This window comes from Streptomyces sp. NPDC006487 (assembly GCF_042870555.1).
GTDB lineage: Bacteria > Actinomycetota > Actinomycetes > Streptomycetales > Streptomycetaceae > Streptomyces.
In genome coordinates this window covers 352,754-369,528 of sequence record NZ_JBIAHN010000003.1, presented here as the reverse complement: position 1 = coordinate 369,528, position 16,775 = coordinate 352,754, and the positions used below count along the sequence as shown (strand labels likewise).

15 protein-coding genes and 1 pseudogene are annotated in these 16,775 nt (G+C 70.7%); 4 read left to right on the top strand and 12 right to left on the bottom strand.

The annotated features are described in order from the left end of the window. Positions 1 to 33: 33 nt before the first annotated feature. From ACFYM0_RS06865 to ACFYM0_RS06855, 3 genes are read left to right on the top strand one after another with little or no spacing between them, the layout of a single operon-like run. Positions 34 to 534 carry an NUDIX domain-containing protein gene (locus ACFYM0_RS06865; protein ID WP_388497409.1) on the top strand — a complete coding sequence of 167 codons (501 nt, stop codon included), beginning with the start codon at positions 34 to 36 and terminating at the stop codon, positions 532 to 534. 52 nt (positions 535 to 586) lie between these two features. Then, positions 587 to 1,015 (top strand): hypothetical protein, encoded by a 429-nt coding sequence (locus tag ACFYM0_RS06860; RefSeq protein ID WP_388497406.1) that lies wholly within the window; start codon positions 587 to 589, stop codon positions 1,013 to 1,015. Positions 1,016 to 1,017: 2 nt separating this feature from the next. Further along, positions 1,018 to 1,665: a CatB-related O-acetyltransferase gene (locus ACFYM0_RS06855; RefSeq protein WP_388497405.1), complete on the top strand. Its 648-nt coding sequence runs from the start codon at positions 1,018 to 1,020 to the stop codon at positions 1,663 to 1,665. 20 nt (positions 1,666 to 1,685) lie between these two features. On the opposite strand, the gene ACFYM0_RS06850 is transcribed toward ACFYM0_RS06855, so the two are convergent. The 11 genes from ACFYM0_RS06850 to ACFYM0_RS06800 all read right to left on the bottom strand — a co-directional run bounded on the left by ACFYM0_RS06850 (position 1,686) and on the right by ACFYM0_RS06800 (position 15,144). After that, entirely contained in the window at positions 1,686 to 2,189 is a 504-nt protein-coding gene (locus ACFYM0_RS06850; RefSeq protein ID WP_388497402.1) for a methylated-DNA--[protein]-cysteine S-methyltransferase, read from the bottom strand. Between the two features lie 31 nt (positions 2,190 to 2,220). Continuing rightward, complete coding sequence (locus ACFYM0_RS06845) at positions 2,221 to 3,714, bottom strand: AlkA N-terminal domain-containing protein (protein WP_388497400.1); 1,494 nt, start codon at positions 3,712 to 3,714, stop codon at positions 2,221 to 2,223. Between the two features lie 261 nt (positions 3,715 to 3,975). Further along, entirely contained in the window at positions 3,976 to 4,758 is a 783-nt protein-coding gene (gene pssA, locus ACFYM0_RS06840; protein ID WP_266912559.1) for a CDP-diacylglycerol--serine O-phosphatidyltransferase, read from the bottom strand. 82 nt (positions 4,759 to 4,840) lie between these two features. Continuing rightward, entirely contained in the window at positions 4,841 to 5,497 is a 657-nt protein-coding gene (locus tag ACFYM0_RS06835) for a phosphatidylserine decarboxylase (RefSeq protein WP_254381045.1), read from the bottom strand. A gap of 185 nt (positions 5,498 to 5,682) precedes the next feature. Further along, positions 5,683 to 6,888 (bottom strand): acyl-CoA dehydrogenase family protein, encoded by a 1,206-nt coding sequence (locus ACFYM0_RS06830; RefSeq protein WP_388497399.1) that lies wholly within the window; start codon positions 6,886 to 6,888, stop codon positions 5,683 to 5,685. Between the two features lie 4 nt (positions 6,889 to 6,892). Then, positions 6,893 to 7,405: a MaoC family dehydratase gene (locus ACFYM0_RS06825; protein WP_053681718.1), complete on the bottom strand. Its 513-nt coding sequence runs from the start codon at positions 7,403 to 7,405 to the stop codon at positions 6,893 to 6,895. Between the two features lie 4 nt (positions 7,406 to 7,409). Then, positions 7,410 to 8,384 (bottom strand): CoA ester lyase, encoded by a 975-nt coding sequence (locus tag ACFYM0_RS06820; protein ID WP_327256009.1) that lies wholly within the window; start codon positions 8,382 to 8,384, stop codon positions 7,410 to 7,412. Then, positions 8,381 to 10,477 (bottom strand): protein meaA, encoded by a 2,097-nt coding sequence (locus tag ACFYM0_RS06815; RefSeq protein ID WP_388497395.1) that lies wholly within the window; start codon positions 10,475 to 10,477, stop codon positions 8,381 to 8,383. The genes ACFYM0_RS06820 and ACFYM0_RS06815 overlap by 4 nt, the downstream gene beginning before the upstream one ends. A 33-nt stretch (positions 10,478 to 10,510) precedes the next feature. Beyond that, positions 10,511 to 11,848 (bottom strand): crotonyl-CoA carboxylase/reductase, encoded by a 1,338-nt coding sequence (gene ccrA / locus ACFYM0_RS06810; protein WP_388497392.1) that lies wholly within the window; start codon positions 11,846 to 11,848, stop codon positions 10,511 to 10,513. Positions 11,849 to 12,287: 439 nt separating this feature from the next. Then, positions 12,288 to 13,115, bottom strand: coding sequence for a TetR family transcriptional regulator (locus tag ACFYM0_RS06805; protein WP_388497391.1), 828 nt, complete (start codon positions 13,113 to 13,115; stop codon positions 12,288 to 12,290). A gap of 187 nt (positions 13,116 to 13,302) precedes the next feature. Further along, positions 13,303 to 15,144 carry a 3-hydroxyacyl-CoA dehydrogenase family protein gene (locus ACFYM0_RS06800; protein ID WP_388497728.1) on the bottom strand — a complete coding sequence of 614 codons (1,842 nt, stop codon included), beginning with the start codon at positions 15,142 to 15,144 and terminating at the stop codon, positions 13,303 to 13,305. 450 nt (positions 15,145 to 15,594) lie between these two features. Between ACFYM0_RS06800 and ACFYM0_RS06795 the strand changes: the two genes are divergently transcribed. Further along, positions 15,595 to 16,164, top strand: a complete 570-nt coding sequence (locus ACFYM0_RS06795) for a HEAT repeat domain-containing protein (RefSeq protein WP_388497389.1) — start codon at positions 15,595 to 15,597, stop codon at positions 16,162 to 16,164. 184 nt (positions 16,165 to 16,348) lie between these two features. On the opposite strand, the pseudogene ACFYM0_RS06790 reads toward ACFYM0_RS06795, so the two are convergent. Beyond that, a pseudogene (locus ACFYM0_RS06790) lies at positions 16,349 to 16,759 on the bottom strand (RidA family protein); the annotation flags it as partial. Positions 16,760 to 16,775 lie beyond the last annotated feature (16 nt).

Sequence of the window (16,775 nt, the reverse complement as noted above, 5' to 3'; positions counted from 1 at the left end):
CGCGGGCCGGGGGCGGCTGGGTAGGGTGTCGGCGTGACCACCATCGATGACTTCGCCACCTACATCGCGAGCCTGCCCCGGGTGCTGGCCGGCGCGGCCGCGCTCTTCCGGGACGACCGGGGGCGCGTGCTCCTCGTCGAGCCCAACTACCGGGAGGGCTGGGCCCTGCCGGGCGGCACCATCGAGTCGGACACGGGGGAGTCCCCGCGCACGGCCGCCCGCCGGGAGAGCGCCGAGGAGATCGGCATCGACCTGCCGCTCGGCCGGCTGCTCGCCGTCGACTGGTCGACCGGCGAGGACCGGCCCCCGCTCGTCGCCTACCTCTACGACGGCGGCGTGCTCGGTGCCGAACAGCTCGCCTCCATCAAGCTCCAGGAGGAGGAGCTGATCTCGTGGAAGCTGGTGGAGCAGGCCGAGCTGACGGACCATCTGCTCGGATCCCTGGGCCGGCGCACCGTGGAGGCGTGCCGGGTCCTGGAGACCGGCGAGGGCACCGTGGAGCTGGAGAACGGCCGCCGGCCGCAGGCCTCGTAGTCCCTTCCGCTCGTTATTCCGTGCCTACACCGAGCAGGACAGAATTCAGCAGATGATCACGATGTACGCCTGGCCCAGTACCGCCGACGGGCCCGACGCCCTGCCCATGGTCCACTTCACCACCGACCAGCAGGAGGGCGGCGAGGTCACTCCCGACGGGGTTCCGGTCTGGATGTTCGACACCGCGATCCGTGACGGCGGATGGGCCCAGTTCACCGACTTCGAGGCCTGGTCCGTGCCGGCCGAGGGCTGGCAGGCCTTCTACCGCCGCGAGGACGACGTCCTCGCCGTCACCGGCCCCGGCTCCTGCGAGGGCTGGTACCAGGGCGGCCTCGGCGCCGACGCCGACTGGGTCGGGGCGGCCGCCGCCCGGCAGAGCGTGGTCCTGCTCGCGGCCCCCGTCCATCACCCGTCCCTGTACGGCTACGCGGTCGAGGCCGGCGCCGCCTTCGCGCTGCTGGTCCCTCTGGTGGTCATCTAGCCGTGGGTTCCCTCCCCGCCGACCCGACGGTGCTCCACCCGTTTCCCGACCAGCCGCGGGTGGTCCTGCTGAAGCCGCTGGTGACCTCGCCGCTGATCGAGGCGGGGGAGTACTCCTACTACGACGACCCGGACGACCCGACCGCGTTCGAGACCCGCAACGTGCTCTACCACTACGGGCCCGAGAAGCTGGTCATCGGGAAGTTCTGCGCGCTGGGCACCGGGGTGCGCTTCCTCATGAACGGCGCCAACCACCGCATGGACGGCCCGTCCACCTTCCCCTTCCCCATCATGGGCGGATCCTGGGCCGACCACTTCGACCTGCTCGCCGGCCTGCCCGGCCGGGGCGACACCGTCGTCGGCAACGACGTCTGGATCGGCTACGGCGCCGTGGTCATGCCCGGGGTGCGCATCGGACACGGCGCGATCGTCGCGGCCGGCGCCGTGGTCGTGGACGACGTCCCCGACTACGGGATCGTCGGCGGCAACCCCGCCACCCTCATCCGCACCCGCCACACCGACGGGGAGATCGCCCGCCTGCTCGCGCTCGCTTGGTGGAACTGGCCCGTGGAGCACCTCACCCGGCACATCCGTACCGTCATGTCCGGCACCGTCGCGGACCTCGAGGCGGTCGCACCGCCGGTCCGCTGAGCCCCGGCCGGCAACACCCTTTAGAGCTGCTCGGCCCCGGACTCGAAGGCCAGCAGGCGCACCTTGCGGTCGATGCCGCCGCCGTAGCCGGTCATGGAGCCGGACGCCCCGATCACACGGTGGCACGGCACGATGATGCCGACCGGGTTCTTCCCGTTGGCCAGCCCCACCGCCCGCGAGGCGTTCGGCTTGCCGAGCTCGGCGGCCAGCTCCCCGTAGGACCAGGTCTGCCCGTAGGGGATCCGTACGAGCTGCTCCCACACGCTGCGCTGGAAGTCGGTGCCCTCCAGCCGGACCGGCAGGTCGAAGGCGGTGAGCTCCCCGGCGAAGTACGCGGTCAGCTGCCGCACCACCTCCGGGAAGGGTTCCTCACCGGCAGTGACGCGCTCCCCGAAGGACTCCTCGGCCGGGCGGTGGCGCTGCCCGGTCATGTAGAGGCCGCAGAGGACCCCGTCGGCGGCGACGAGGGTGAGCGGCCCGTAGGGGCTGTCCACGACGGTGTGCTGCTTGGTGCTGCTGCTCATGACGGCTCGTACTCCTCGGAAGTCGGTGGGGTCAGGCGGGCAGGACGTTGATCGCGTGGTCCTCGGTGGCCCACAGGTACTGCACGGCGTACGCGCGCCAGGGCCGCCACTTCGCCGCGCGGGCGGTCAGCGCCGCGGGCGTGGAGGGCAGCCCGAGCCCCTGCGCGGCCCGCCGGATGCCCAGGTCGGCCGGGATGAAGGCGTCCGGGTCACCCAGGGCCCGCATCGCGATGATCTCGGTGGTCCACGGCCCGAAGCCGGGCAGCGCCCCCAGCCGCGCGCGGGCCGCCTCCCAGTCGCTGTCGATGCCGAGCGGGAGCGAGCCGTCGGCCAGGGCCGAGACGAGCGCGCTGAAGGTGGCCCGCCTGCTGCGCGGCATGGCCAGGGACTCGGGGTCCAGCCCGGCCAGGGCCTGCGGGGTCGGGAACAGGTGCGTCAGCCCGCCCTCGGGGTCGGGGTCGGTCACCGGCTCGCCGAGCGCGCGGACCAGCCGGGCCGCATGCGTACGGGCCGCCGCGGTGGACACCTGCTGCCCCAGGACCGCACGTACGGCGAACTCCTCCGCGTCCACGGTGCGCGGCACCCGGCGCCCGGGAGCCTTGGCCACGAGCGGGGCGAGCAGCGGGTCGGAGCTCAGCTGCTCGTCGACGGCCTCGGGGTCCGCGTCGAGGTCCAGCAGCCGCCTGCAGCGGCTGATGGCGATGGTCAGGTCGCGCAGGTCCGTGAGGGCGAGGCGGCAGCCGATGTGGTCGGGCTGCGGGGTGAGCGCGACGACGCCGGTGCCGTACGGGAGGCGGAGCGTGCGGCGGTAGGCGCCCGCCCGCCACTCCTCGACCCCGGGGACGGCGGTCGCGGCGAGGTGGCCGAAGAGGTTGTCGGGGGTGAGCGGGGCGCGGAAGGGGAGCCGCAGGCTGATGGTGCCGGGCACCTCGGCGGACCCGGCGCCCCGGACCGCCGCCCGGCCGGCCGCCTTGGCCCGGAGCTCGCTCGGGGCCAGGGCGAAGACCTCGCGAACGGTGTCGTTGAAGGTCCGGATCGAGGAGAAACCGGCGGCGAAGGCGATGTCGCCCATCGGGAGCCCGGAGGTCTCGATCAGCAGCCGGGCGGTCTGCGCGCGCTGGGCCCGGGCGAGGGCGAGGGGCCCGGCGCCGAGCTCGGCGCCCAGCTGGCGCTCCACCTGGCGGGCGGAGTACCCGAGCCGGGAGGCCAGCCCCGGGACGCCCTCCCGGTCGACCACCCCGTCCTGGATGAGGCGTACGGCGCGGGCGACCGCGTCCGCGCGGGCGTTCCACTCGGGGGAGCCGGGGGAGGTGTCGGGCCGGCACCGCTTGCAGGCCCGGTACCCGCTCTGCTGGCAGGCGGCGGCGCTGGGCAGGAAGGTCATGTTCTCGACCTTGGGCGGTACGGCGGGGCAGCTGGGGCGGCAGTAGATTCCGGTGGTCCTCACGGCGGTGAAGAACCAGCCGTCGAAGCGGGCGTCCTTCGACCGGACGGCCCGCACGCAACGCTCCGTGTCGGTGTGCATGGCTCCATCCTCCCGGCCGGTGCCCCGCCGGGCTGGCGGTTTTCCGACACCAAGCCTACGGCTGCACCCCCGGCCCCGGCCCCGGCCCCGGTCCGCGCAGCGGCAAAGGGGGCTGCGGGGACTTCGCCCCGCGCAGCGGCACAGGCGGCCCGCGTGGCGGCTCGGGAGCCCCGCGCAGCGGAGTGGGGGATCCCCCGGGATGCGGAAGGCCCCCGGCTGCCTGGTGGCGGCCGGGGGCCTCTCGTACGCGTACAGCCGTGGCTACGGGGCCTGGGTGGCCCGGGCCTCGCGGCGGTTGTGGCGGAACGTGTTCGCGCGACGGGTCGTCGCGAACAGCGGAATGGTCGCCGCCAGAGCGATCTGCAGCGCGCAGCCGGTCTGGAGCAGCAGCCCGCCGCCCGGCGCGTCGAACGCCCACGCGGCCAGCAGACCCATCGCCGCGACGATCCAGCTGAGCATCGCCACCGCGAGGACACCCCGCGGCTTGGGGTACTCGACCCGGCTCACCATCAGCCAGGCCACGCCGACGATCGCCAGCAGGGTCGGGATGAACGGCAGCTCCAGCAGCACGATCGAGACGACCGTCAGCGCGCCGAAGGGGCTCGGCATGCCCTGGAACATGCCGTCCTTCATCGCCACGCAGCTGAATCTCGCGAGGCGCAGCACGACCGCCAGCAGGACCACGATCGCCGCCAGCGCCGACATCTTCTGCACGGCGTCATCGGCGACCATGCCGTAGACGAGCACGAAGTACGCCGGAGCCAGGCCGAAGCTGATCAGGTCGGACAGGTTGTCCAGCTCCGCGCCCATCGGCGAGCTGCGCAGCTTGCGGGCCACGATGCCGTCGAAGAGGTCGAAGACCGCGGCGAGCAGCATCAGTATCACGGCCGTGGCCGCGCTGCTGCGGGCCATGCCCGACTCGCCGCTGCCGGTGAGGTGCGGGATGAGGATCCCGGTGGTGGTGAAGTACACCGCCATGAATCCGCACGTCGCGTTGCCGAGGGTCAGGGTGTCCGCTATCGACAGCCGCAGTGACAGCGGCATGTCGTCCTCGGCGGAGTCCTCCTCGGACGCCTCGGGTACCCATCCCGACGCCGGCGTCGACAGGTTCGCCGGGGTTTCAGGTTCAGTCACGGTCAATTCGGGTCACCCCCGCGGTGGTGGCCTGTCCGACCTCGACCGCGACCTCGACACCCTCGGGGAGGTAGATGTCGACGCGGGAGCCGAAGCGGATCAGACCGATGCGTTCGCCCTGCTCCACCTTGGTACCGGCCGGCAGGTACGGGACGATGCGACGGGCGACGGCGCCGGCGATCTGCACCATCTCGATGTCGCCGAGTTCGGTGTCGAAGTGCCAGACGACGCGCTCGTTGTTTTCGCTCTCCTTGTTGAACGCCGGAACGAATCCACCGGGGATGTGCTCCACGGACGTCACCGTGCCCGCGAGGGGCGCCCGGTTGACGTGGACGTTCAGGGGGCTCATGAAGATCGCGACGCGGGTCCGTCCGTCCTTCCACGGCATGATGCTCTGCACCACACCGTCGGCGGGGGAGATGACCCGGCCCTGCGTGATCTCACGCTCGGGGTCGCGGAAGAACCACAGCATGCCCGCCGCGAGCGCGGTGGTGGGCACGGCCACAGCCGCCCAGCGTCCGGACTTGCGGGCCCGGACGAGGCTGACGGCGGCGGTGGCGACGGTCGGCAGAAGCCACGGCGATGCTCCGCGCGCGAGGCGTCCACCGAGGAGGCCGACGCGAGGTGCAGAGGTTTGGCTGTGGGGCATGGATGACCTTCGTAGCGGGTGATGCCGCGCCGCAAACGGGGGGACGGGACGGCGGCTTTACTGGAATGCTATCGGTTGCACGCAACAACTGGGCAAGCCAGAAGCCGAGTCGATGGCCGTGAGCCAGTGACTGCTAGTGACTCTTTTGCGGAAAACCACTGGATGATTTACCGCAAAAGGGACTTTCAGCCCTGGAGCCGGTACTCCTCGAGCAGGCGTCGCCCGATGATCATTTTCTGGATCTCGGCGGTACCTTCACCGATGAGCAGCATGGGTGCCTCTCGGTAGAGACGCTCGATCTCGTACTCCTTCGAGAAGCCGTAGCCACCGTGGATGCGGAACGCGTCCTCCACCACCTCCTTGCAGTACTCGGAGGCGAGGTACTTCGCCATCCCTGCTTCGAGGTCGTTTCGTTCCCCGGAGTCCTTTTTGCGTGCTGCATTGACCATCATCGCATGGGCGGCTTCGACCTTGGTAGCCATCTCGGCCAGCTTGAACTGGATCGCCTGGTGCTCGGCGATGGCCTTGCCGAAAGTGTGACGTTGCTGGGCATACGAGACACCCAGCTCGAATGCACGCTGTGCGACGCCGCAGCCACGGGCCGCCACGTTGACGCGGCCGACCTCGACCCCGTCCATCATTTGGTAAAACCCTCGGCCGGTCTCCCCGCCCAGGACCCGATTGGCCGGAATGCGCAGTCCGTCCATGATGAGCTCGGTGGTGTCGACCCCCTTGTAGCCCATCTTGTCGATCTTGCCCGGGATGGTCAGGCCGGGACGCACCTCACCGAAGCCGGCCTCCTTCTCGATCAAGAAGGTCGTCATCGACTTGTGGGGGGCGGTGCCCTCCGGGTGTCCTTCGTCACTGCGGACCAGAACGGCCACCAGCGTGGACGTGCCGCCGTTCGTCAGCCACATCTTCTGGCCGTTCAGGACGTACTCGTCACCGTCCTTCACCGCCTTGGAGGTGATGGCCGACACATCGGAGCCGAGTCCCGGCTCGGACATCGAGAACGCGCCGCGCACCTCGCCCAGCGCCATCCGCGGAAGGAAGTACTCCTTCTGCTCCTGCGTGCCGTGCTGCTTGAGCATGTACGCCACGATGAAGTGGGTGTTGATGATGCCCGAGACGGACATCCAGCCGCGCGCGATCTCCTCCACGCACAGCGCGTAGGTGAGGAGCGACTCACCCAGGCCGCCGTACTCCTCCGGGATCATCAGGCCGAAGAGGCCGAGTTCCTTGAGGCCGTCGACGATCTGCTGCGGGTATTCGTCCCGGTGCTCCAGCTCGGTCGCGACCGGGATGATCTCCTTGTCGACGAACTCCCGGACGGTCTTGAGGATGTCCCTCTGGTCGTCCGTCAGGCCGGCGGTCTGGGCAAGTCGGCTCATGGTTCTACTTCCCCTGTTCCTTCAGCGTGGGGCGGCCGGGCTGCTCGCCGCCGCGCTCCTTGATGTACGTCTCGGTCGGGACCATCACCTTGCGCCGGAAGACGCAGACGAGGGTGCCGTCCTGCTTGTAGCCCTTGGTCTCCACGTAGACGATGCCGCGGTCGTTCTTCGACTTCGACGGGGTCTTGTCGAGGACCGTGGTCTCGCCGTAGATCGTGTCCCCGTGGAAGGTCGGCGCCACGTGCCGCAGCGACTCGATCTCCAGGTTGGCGATGGCCTTGCCGGAGACGTCCGGCACCGACATGCCCAGCAGCAGGGAGTAGATGTAGTTGCCCACGACCACGTTCTTGCCGAAGTCGGTCGTGTTCTCCGCGTAGTTGCTGTCCATGTGGAGCGGGTGGTGGTTCATGGTCAGCAGGCAGAAGAGGTGGTCGTCGTACTCGGTGACGGTCTTCCCGGGCCAGTGCTTGTAGACCGCGCCGATCTCGAACTCTTCGTAGGTGCGTCCGAACTGCATGGTGCTACGCCTCCGGGATTTCGAACTTGGTGGTGCGCTGCATGCCCGCGGCGCGGCCCTTGCCCGAGATGACCAGCGCCATCTTGCGGCTGGCCTCGTCGATCATCTCGTCGCCGAGCATCGCGGAGCCCTTCTTGCCGCCCGCCTCGGAGGTGCACCAGTCGTAGGCGTCGAGGATCAGCTCGGCGTGGTCGTAGTCCTCCTGCGAGGGGGAGAAGACCTCGTTGGCCGCGTCGACCTGGCCGGGGTGCAGCACCCACTTGCCGTCGAAGCCCAGGGCCGCCGCGCGACCGGCGACCTCGCGGTAGCCGTCGACGTTCTTGATCTGGAGGAAGGGGCCGTCGATCGCCTGGAGGTCGTGCATGCGGGCCGCCATCAGGATCCGCATCAGGATGTAGTGGTAGGCGTCCGCGCCGTAGCCGGGCGGCTGCATGCCCACGACCAGGGACTTCATGTTGATCGAGGCCATGAAGTCGGCCGGCCCGAAGATGATGGTCTCCAGCCGCGGCGAGGCGGCGGCGATCGCGTCGACGTTCACCAGGCCCTTGGCGTTCTCGATCTGCGCCTCGATGCCGATCTTGCCGACCTCGAAGCCCATCGTCTTCTCGATCTGCGTCAGCAGCAGGTCGAGCGCCACGACCTGCTGGGCGTCCTGGACCTTCGGCAGCATGATGCAGTCGAGGTTCTGGCCGGCGCCCTCGACGACCGTGATCACGTCGCGGTACGTCCAGTGCGTGGTCCAGTCGTTGACGCGCACCACGCGGGTCTTGCCGGTCCAGTCGCCCTGGTTCAGCGCCTCCACGATGGTGTGGCGGGCGCCCTCCTTGGCGAGCGGCGCGCAGGCGTCCTCCAGGTCCAGGAAGACCTGGTCGGCCGGCAGGCCCTGGGCCTTCTCCAGGAACCGGGGGTTTGAACCCGGCACCGCGAGGCAGGAGCGGCGCGGCCGCAGCCGGTTGACCGGGGAAGAGGGCGTGGTCATGCGGGGACCTCCGTGCTTGCGGTGATGTCTGTGAAAGCGGTGTCGTCGGCGTCGCCGAGCGGGTGGAGCTTGTTGGCCTTGCGGATCTCGTCGACGATACGGCCGATGATCTCCGTGATGCCGAAGTCCTTCGGGGTGAAGACCGCCGCCACCCCGGCCTCCTTGAGCGCCACGGCGTCGGCATTCGGAATGATGCCGCCGAGCACGACGGGGATGTCACCCGCCCCCGCCGCACGCAGCCGTTCCAGCACGTCCGGGACGAGCGCGCTGTGCGAGCCGGACAGGATGGACAGTCCCACGCAGTGCACGTCCTCGGCCAGGGCCGCCGAGGAGATCTCCTCGGGGGTCAGCCGGATGCCCTGGTAGACCACCTCGAAGCCGGCGTCGCGGGCCCGCACGGCGATCTGCTCGGCGCCGTTGGAGTGCCCGTCCAGGCCGGGCTTGCCGACCAGCAGGCGCAGCCGGCCGGAGCCCAGCTCGTCGGCGGTACGGGTGACCTTCGCGCGGACGAGGGCCATGGGGGTCCCCTCCTCGGCGGTCACGGCCACCGGCGCCGAAGAGACCCCGGTCGGAGCCCGGAACTCGCCGAACACCTCGCGCAGCGCGCCCGCCCACTCGCCGGTGGTGACACCGGCGCGGGCGCACTCCAGGGTGGCCTCCATCAGGTTCTCGTCCCCGGCGGCGGCCTCCTTCAGCCGGTCCAGGGACTGCATGACCGTGGGGAAGACGAACGGGTCGCCGCCGCCCTGCCGGTCCGAGGACTCCTGGCGCTCGGCCTTCCAGCGGCCGATGCGCTCGACGGTCTGCGCCTCCAGGGCCCCGTCCACCGTCATGATGGCGCCGTCCAGGTCGGAGGTGAGCGGGTTCTCCTCGGTCTGCTGGAAGCAGTTGACGCCGACGATCTTGTCCTGGCCGTCCTCGATCCGGGCCCGCCGCGCGGCGTGCGAGGAGACCAGCTCACCCTTGAGGTACCCGGACTCGACGGCCGCCATCGCGCCGCCCATCTCCTGGATCCGGTCGATCTCGGCCAGGCACTCGGCCACCAGGGACTCGACCTTGGCCTCGATCACGTGCGAGCCGGCGAAGATGTCCTCGTACTCCAGCAGGTCGCTCTCGTGGGCCAGGACCTGCTGGATGCGCAGCGACCACTGCTGGTCCCAGGGCCGGGGCAGGCCGAGCGCCTCGTTCCAGGCCGGCAGCTGCACGGCGCGGGCGCGGGCGTCCTTGGAGAGGGTCACCGCGAGCATCTCGAGCACGATGCGCTGGACGTTGTTCTCCGGCTGCGCCTCGGTCAGGCCCAGGGAGTTGACCTGGACCCCGTACCGGAAGCGGCGCTGCTTCTCGTTCTCGATGCCGTAGCGCTCGCGGGTGACCTTGTCCCAGATGCGGCCGAAGGCGCGCATCTTGCACATCTCCTCGATGAAGCGGACGCCCGCGTTCACGAAGAAGGAGATCCGGGCGACGACCTCGCCGAACCGCTCCGGCGGGACCTGGCCCGAGTCGCGCACCGAGTCCAGGACCGCGATGGCCGTGGACATCGCGTACGAGATCTCCTGGACGGGGGTGGCCCCGGCCTCCTGCAGGTGGTAGCTGCAGATGTTGATCGGGTTCCACTTCGGGATGTGGTTGACCGTGTACGCGATCATGTCCGTCGTCAGGCGGAGCGAGGGCCCGGGCGGGAAGACGTGCGTCCCGCGCGAGAGGTACTCCTTGACGATGTCGTTCTGGGTCGTGCCCTGGAGCTGGGCGATGTCCGCGCCCTGCTCCTCGGCGGCCACCTGGTAGAGCGCCAGCAGCCACATGGCGGTGGCGTTGATCGTCATCGAGGTGTTCATCTGTTCCAGGGGGATGTCCTGGAACAGCCGCCGCATGTCGCCCAGATGGGAGACCGGGACCCCGACCCGGCCGACCTCGCCGCGGGCGAGGATGTGGTCGGGGTCGTAGCCGGTCTGCGTCGGAAGGTCGAACGCGACCGACAGGCCGGTCTGGCCCTTGGCGAGGTTGCGGCGGTACAGCTCGTTGGACGCCTCGGCCGTGGAGTGGCCGGCGTACGTCCGCATGAGCCACGGACGGTCCTTCTGGCGCTCTGTCATCTCAGGCTGTCCCTTTGGCCTTTGAGGGGATTCTCAGATGTTGCGGAAGCGGTTGATCGCGTCGAGGTGCGTCGCCCGCATCTCGTGGTCCCGCACGCCCAGGCCCTCTTCGGGGGCCAGGCAGAGCACGCCGACCTTGCCCTGGTGGAGGTTGCGGTGGACGTCGTAGGCGGCCTGGCCGGTCTCCTCGAGGGAGTAGACCCGCGACAGGGTGGGGTGGATCTTGCCCTTCGAGATCAGGCGGTTGGCCTCCCAGGCCTCGCGGTAGTTCGCGAAGTGCGAGCCGATGATCTTCTTCAGGGACATCCACAGGTAGCGGTTGTCGTACTCGTGCATGTAGCCCGAGGTCGAGGCGCAGGTGGTGATGGTGCCGCCCTTGCGGGTGACGTAGACGCTCGCGCCGAAGGTCTCGCGGCCCGGGTGCTCGAAGACGATGTCGATGTCCTCGCCACCGGTGAGCTCGCGGATGCGCTTGCCGAAGCGCTTCCACTCCTTCGGGTCCTGGGTGTGCTCGTCCTTCCAGAACTTGTAGCCCTCGGCGTTGCGGTCGATGACCGCCGTCGCGCCCATCGCCCGGCAGATGTCGGCCTTCTCCGGGGAGGAGACCACGCAGATCGGGTTGGCGCCGCCGGCCAGCGCGAACTGGGTGGCGTACGAGCCGAGTCCGCCGCTGGCGCCCCAGATCAGGACGTTGTCGCCCTGCTTCATGCCGGCGCCGTTGCGGGAGACCAGCTGGCGGTAGGCGGTGGAGTTGACCAGGCCGGGGGAGGCGGCCTCCTCCCAGCTGAGGTGGTCGGGCTTGGGCATCAGCTGGTTCGACTTGACCAGCGCGATCTCCGCCAGGCCGCCGAAGTTGGTCTCGAAGCCCCAGATGCGCTGCTCGGGGTCGAGCATCGTGTCGTTGTGGCCGTCGGAGGACTCCAGCTCGACCGACAGGCAGTGCGCGACGACCTCGTCGCCCGGCTTCCAGGCGTTCACGCCGGGGCCGGTGCGCAGGACGACGCCCGCGAGGTCCGAACCGATGATGTGGTACGGCAGGTCGTGGCGCTTGGTGAGCTCCGAGAGGCGCCCGTAGCGCTCCAGGAAGCTGAAGGTGGACACCGGCTCGAAGATCGAGGTCCACACGGAGTTGTAGTTGACCGAGGAGGCCATGACGGCCACCAGGGCCTCGCCCGGGCCCAGCTCGGGGAGCGGGACCTCGTCGAGGTGCAGGGACTTGCGGGGGTCCTTCTCGCGGGTGGTGAGCCCGGCGAACATCTCCGCCTCGTCCTTGTGCACGGTGATCGCGCGGTACGAGTCGGGGAGCGGCAGGGCCGCGAAGTCGGCGGCCGTCGCGGCCTGCGACTGGATCGCGTCCAGGATGTCCTTCACGGTATTGCCTCCGGCCGGTGCGCTGATGAGGGTGCGCTGAGGGAAACGGGGTGCGTCGAGCTGCTGTGCGGCGAAGCGGTGGGGGTGGAGCGATGAGCGTGGAGCGATGCGTTGGGGCGCCGTCGATTCGGCTGGGGTGGAGCTGCGCGTTGCCTGTGGTGGGGCGGTGCGGGGGGCCTGGTGACGCAGGCATCCGGGGCGCGTTCCGTGCCGAGTGGGCTGGGCCGCGGGGACATCCGGACGAGATTCAACGTATGGCACCCCGTGTCACTCAGCAAGGCACCGCGTGCCAAAACTTTCTCTCATTTGCCGATTGACCTGCACCGATGAGCGATGATCGATCAGAGTTACCCGCGAGTAGGGGCAACTCGGACAAACGAAAGCGGCCGCCCCCGGTACGGGAGCGGCCGCTGTGACGAGTGTCGCGTGAGCGTGTCGCCTACTTGTTTCTGAGCGCCTCTTCGATGGTCCGCATGACCTCGTCCAGCGGGGCGTCCGTACGGGCCACCGCGACCAGTACCTCGCCCTGCGTACGCACCGAGGCGGGCGGCGCGGTGGTGGGCGCCGGCGGCGCCGCACTGAGCGTGCGCCCCGCGCCGATCCCCGAACCGAAGGTCTTGCGCACGATCGAGAAGGCGTGGTCGAGCTGCGCCTCCACGTCGCCCTGCCCGCCCGCCCGCAGCCAGCGCCGCAGCACGTGGTTGTGGGCCGTGACCACCGCCGAGGCGGCGACCTCCGCAAGCAGCGGGTCGTCGTTGCCGTCGTGGTGGTCGGTCTCGTCGAAATGGGCCAGCAGGTAGCGGGTGAACAGCCGCTCGTAGCGGGCGACCGAGGCGATCTCCCGCTCCCGCAGCGCCGGCACCTCGCGGGTGAGCCGGTAGCGCTCCACCGACACCGCCGGCGAGGCGGCGTACATCTTCATGACTTCCTTGATCCCGCGGCACACCGTGTCGAGCGGGTGCTCGTGCGCCGGGGCCACGTCGAGGACGGCCTCGGCGCGGGTCAGGGTGTCGTCGTGGTCCGGGAAGATCGCCTCTTCCTTGGACCGGAAGTGCCGGAAGAAGGTCCGGCGCGCCACTCCGGCCACCGAGGCGATCTCGTCGACCGTCGTGGCCTCGTACCCCTTGTTCGCGAAGAGCTCCATGGCGGCCGCCGCGAGCTCGCGGCGCATCTTGAGCCGCTGCGCGGCCGCCTTGGTACCGGCCGGGGTCTCCGGGGCGTCGGAGACCGCGGAGGCGCGGGGTGAGGTCTTGGCGGGCTGGGACATAGAGCGAAAGTACTTCATTCGCGCGGGAGAGCGCTCCCGAGGGGGGTGGGACGGGAATGGATGCGGGGGAGGGCCGGCACTGGGCACACAGTGCTCCTCGGGAGGGTTCGTCTGCCGTGAGGGTCCGGCAGACCCGAGCAGCCCTCCCCACGCATCCTGCTCATGGGGCTCCTGCGCCTGCCGCGAATTACCGGCGGGGGGCGTACTCACGGAATCCGCGGCCGGTCTTCCGGCCCAGGCAGCCCGCCGCGACCAGGTGCTCCAGCAGCGGGGACGGGGCCAGGCCCGGGTCGCGGAACTCCTTGTGCAGGACCTGCTCGATGGCCAGCGACACGTCCAGGCCGACCACGTCGAGGAGCTCGAAGGGCCCCATCGGGTAGCCGCCGCCCAGCTTCATCGCCGCGTCGATGTCGTCGATGCCCGCGTAGTGCTGCTCGACCATCTTGATCGCGTTGTTGAGGTACGGGAACAGCAGCGCGTTCACGATGAAGCCGGCCCGGTCCCCGCAGTCCACCGCGTGCTTGCGCACCTGCCCGCAGATCCCGCGGACCGTCGCGTGCACGTCGTCGGCGGTCAGGACGGTCCGGACCACCTCGACCAGCTTCATCGCCGGGGCCGGGTTGAAGAAGTGCATGCCGATCACGTCCTCGGGCCGCGAGGTCGCGCGGGCGATCGCGATCACCGGGAGCGAGGAGGTCGTGGTGGCGAGCACCGCACCGGGCTTGCAGGCCTTGTCCAGCGCCCGGAACAGCTCCTGCTTCACCTCCAGGTCCTCGGCGACGGCCTCCACGGCCAGGTCCACGTCGGCGAAGGCGTCCAGCGAGCCCGCCGCCGTGATCCGGCCCACGGTGGCGGCGGCGGCCTCGGCCGTCAGCCGGCCCCGGTCCACCGCGCGGGCCAGCGACTTGCCGATCGCCGCCTTCGCCGCGTCCGCCTTCTCCTGGCTGCGGGCCGCCAGCACCACGGGGAAGCCGGCCTGCGCGAAGACCTGCGCGATCCCGCTGGCCATCGTGCCCGAGCCGGCCACGCCGACCGAGTTCACCGGACGGCTCGCCCGGACCAGATCCCCGTCCGGCGGGGTCTGCAGGTCACGGACGACGACCTGGCTGCCCGGAGCCTCGTACGTGTAGAACCCGCGCCCGGACTTCTGCCCGGTCAGGCCCGCCTCGGCGAGGTGGCCGAGGATCGGGGCCGGGGCGTGCAGCCGGTCGCCCGAGGAGGTGTACATGGCCTCCAGGACGGTGCGGGCGGTGTCCACGCCGATCAGGTCGAGCAGCGCGAGCGGGCCCATCGGCAGGCCGCAGCCCAGCTTCATCGCCGCGTCGATGTCCTCGCGGGAGGCGTACTTCGCCTCGTACATGGCGGCGGCCTGGTTGAGGTAGCCGAACAGCAGGCCGTCGGCGACGAAGCCCGGGCGGTCGCCGACCGCGACGGGCTCCTTGCCGAGCTCGCGGGCCAGTGTGGTGACGGCCTCGACGGCCGGCGGGGCCGTCAGCACGCTGGAGACGACCTCGACCAGCTTCATCGCCGTGACCGGGTTGAAGAAGTGCAGGCCGACCACGCGCTCCGGGCGCTGGGACTCGGCGGCCATCCGCGTCACCGACAGGGCGTTGGTGCCGGTGGCCAGGATCGCGGTGGGCCGGACGATCGCGTCGAGCTCGCGGAAGATCCGCTGCTTGAGCTCGTAGGACTCGGGGACCACCTCGATGACGAGATCGGCATCGGCGGCGGCGTCCAGCTCGGAGAAGGTGCGGAAGCGGGCGAGCACCGCCTCGCGCTCCTGCTCGGTGAGCTGCTCCCGGACCACGGAGCGGGCGGTGGCCGCCGCGAGGGCCGCGGTGGCCCGGCGGGCGGCGGCCTCGCTGACGTCGATGCCGATGACCTCGCGGCCGGCCCGGGCGAGGACCTCGGCGATGCCGGAGCCCATCGTGCCGAGACCGACGACGGCGATGGTCTGCAGCGCCGGACGGACGGGCTGGGAGGAAGAGGAAGGCGAAGAGGACTGACTGGACGTGGACGGAAGGTCCATCGCGGGACTCCAGTGGAAGAGGGTGACGACTGAGGGGAGCGCGCGGAGCACGGCGCGCGCGGAGGCCGTACGGGGATCCGTACGGGAATCCGTGCGGAGGAGCACGCGCAGGGAGCACGCGGAAAACCGTGCGGAAAGCGTGCGGAGAAGCCCGGGGCTCCCGGATGACCGGGGATCGCGGCGGAACCGGGGAACCCGGGGAACCCGGCAGCAAGGAGCCGGTGGGGCGCAAGCGGCGGAGCCCTGTCCCGGGGTCACGCCGTGAGGTGGTGCGGAAGTCGTGCAGAACCGACTGGCACGAGGTGGCTGCGTCACCAGGCCGCCCTCGTACGTGTTGTAGGGACAGTAACCCGTCCCCAACTGGTCCGCCAGAGCGCGCAGATGTGACCTGTACCGCCCAAATGTACCGATCATCGATCATCGATCAACCGGCTGCTCTAGGGTGGCCGCGTGAACGACGTGTTGGAACGTCTGCGGGCCGAAGCCGGGCTGGCCCCGGAGGGCGAGGCGCAGTACGAGGCCCTGCTCGCGCAGGACGCGGACGGCCTGGCGGCCTCCCTGACCTCCGCAGGGCTGCCCCTGTGGGCCCGCGAGACGGCCGCGTACCGGCTGGGACTGGCCGGAGACCGGCGCGCCTTCGAGTCCCTGGTCCTGCTGCTCAACCACCGGGACCCGCCGCGCTGCGAGGCGGCCGCGCAGGCGCTGGCCGTCCTCGGGGACCCGCGCACCGCCCGCGCGGCGGCGGCGCTGGCCACGAACGAACTGCGCACGGCCTACGCCCTGCACCCGGTCCGGCTGCTGGCGGCGCTGCGCGCCCCGGAGTCCGCCCCGGCACTGATCAGCACGCTGTCGCGGCTGCTCGCGCCGCACGACCCGTACTGGCGGGTGGCGCTGGCCTGCGTGGAGGGGCTGGGCGCGCTGGCGGACCAGCGCGCCCGTGAGGTCCTGACCCGGGCCCAGTCGCACCCCCGGCTGGCGGTGGCGGCGACCGCGGCCCTGCGGGGGCTGGGCGCGGCCTAGCCAGGGGGCGCCCTGTCGATCAGATCAGACCCGGTTCCCTGATCCGGCCTGATCGACAGGACGCCACCCAGCGAGAGCCTCAGCCGGCGAATCCGGTCTTGAACCCGGTTCCGAAGCCGGCCCGGGAGCCGGTCCGGAAACCGGGCTCGGACTCGGACTCGTCGGCGGGAGCGGTCCCGGTCCGCTCCGGCAGGACCGCGAAGGCCTCGATCTCCATCAGCAGTTCGGGCCGGAACAGCGCCGCCACCTGGACCGCGGAGGAGGCCGGGAGGCGGTCCGGGGCGATCACCTCGTCACGGGCCTCCCGTACCGCCGGGAGGTGGGCGACGTCCGTGACGAAGTACGTCAGCTTCACCACGTCCTCGAAGGTGGCCCCGGCCGCCGCCAGGCACCGCCGCAGGTTCTCGAACACCTGCCGGGCCTGGGCGCCGGCGTCGTCCTCACCGACCAGCTCGCCCTTCTCGTCGAAGGCGCACTGTCCGGACACGGCGACGAACCGGCCCGTGCCCCAGACGACATGGTTGTAGCCGGTGCCGGGGGCCACGCCCTCGGGCGCGGCGATGCGGGTGAGGTGGTTGTCCTGTGAAGTGGTCATGGCCAGGATCTTGCCC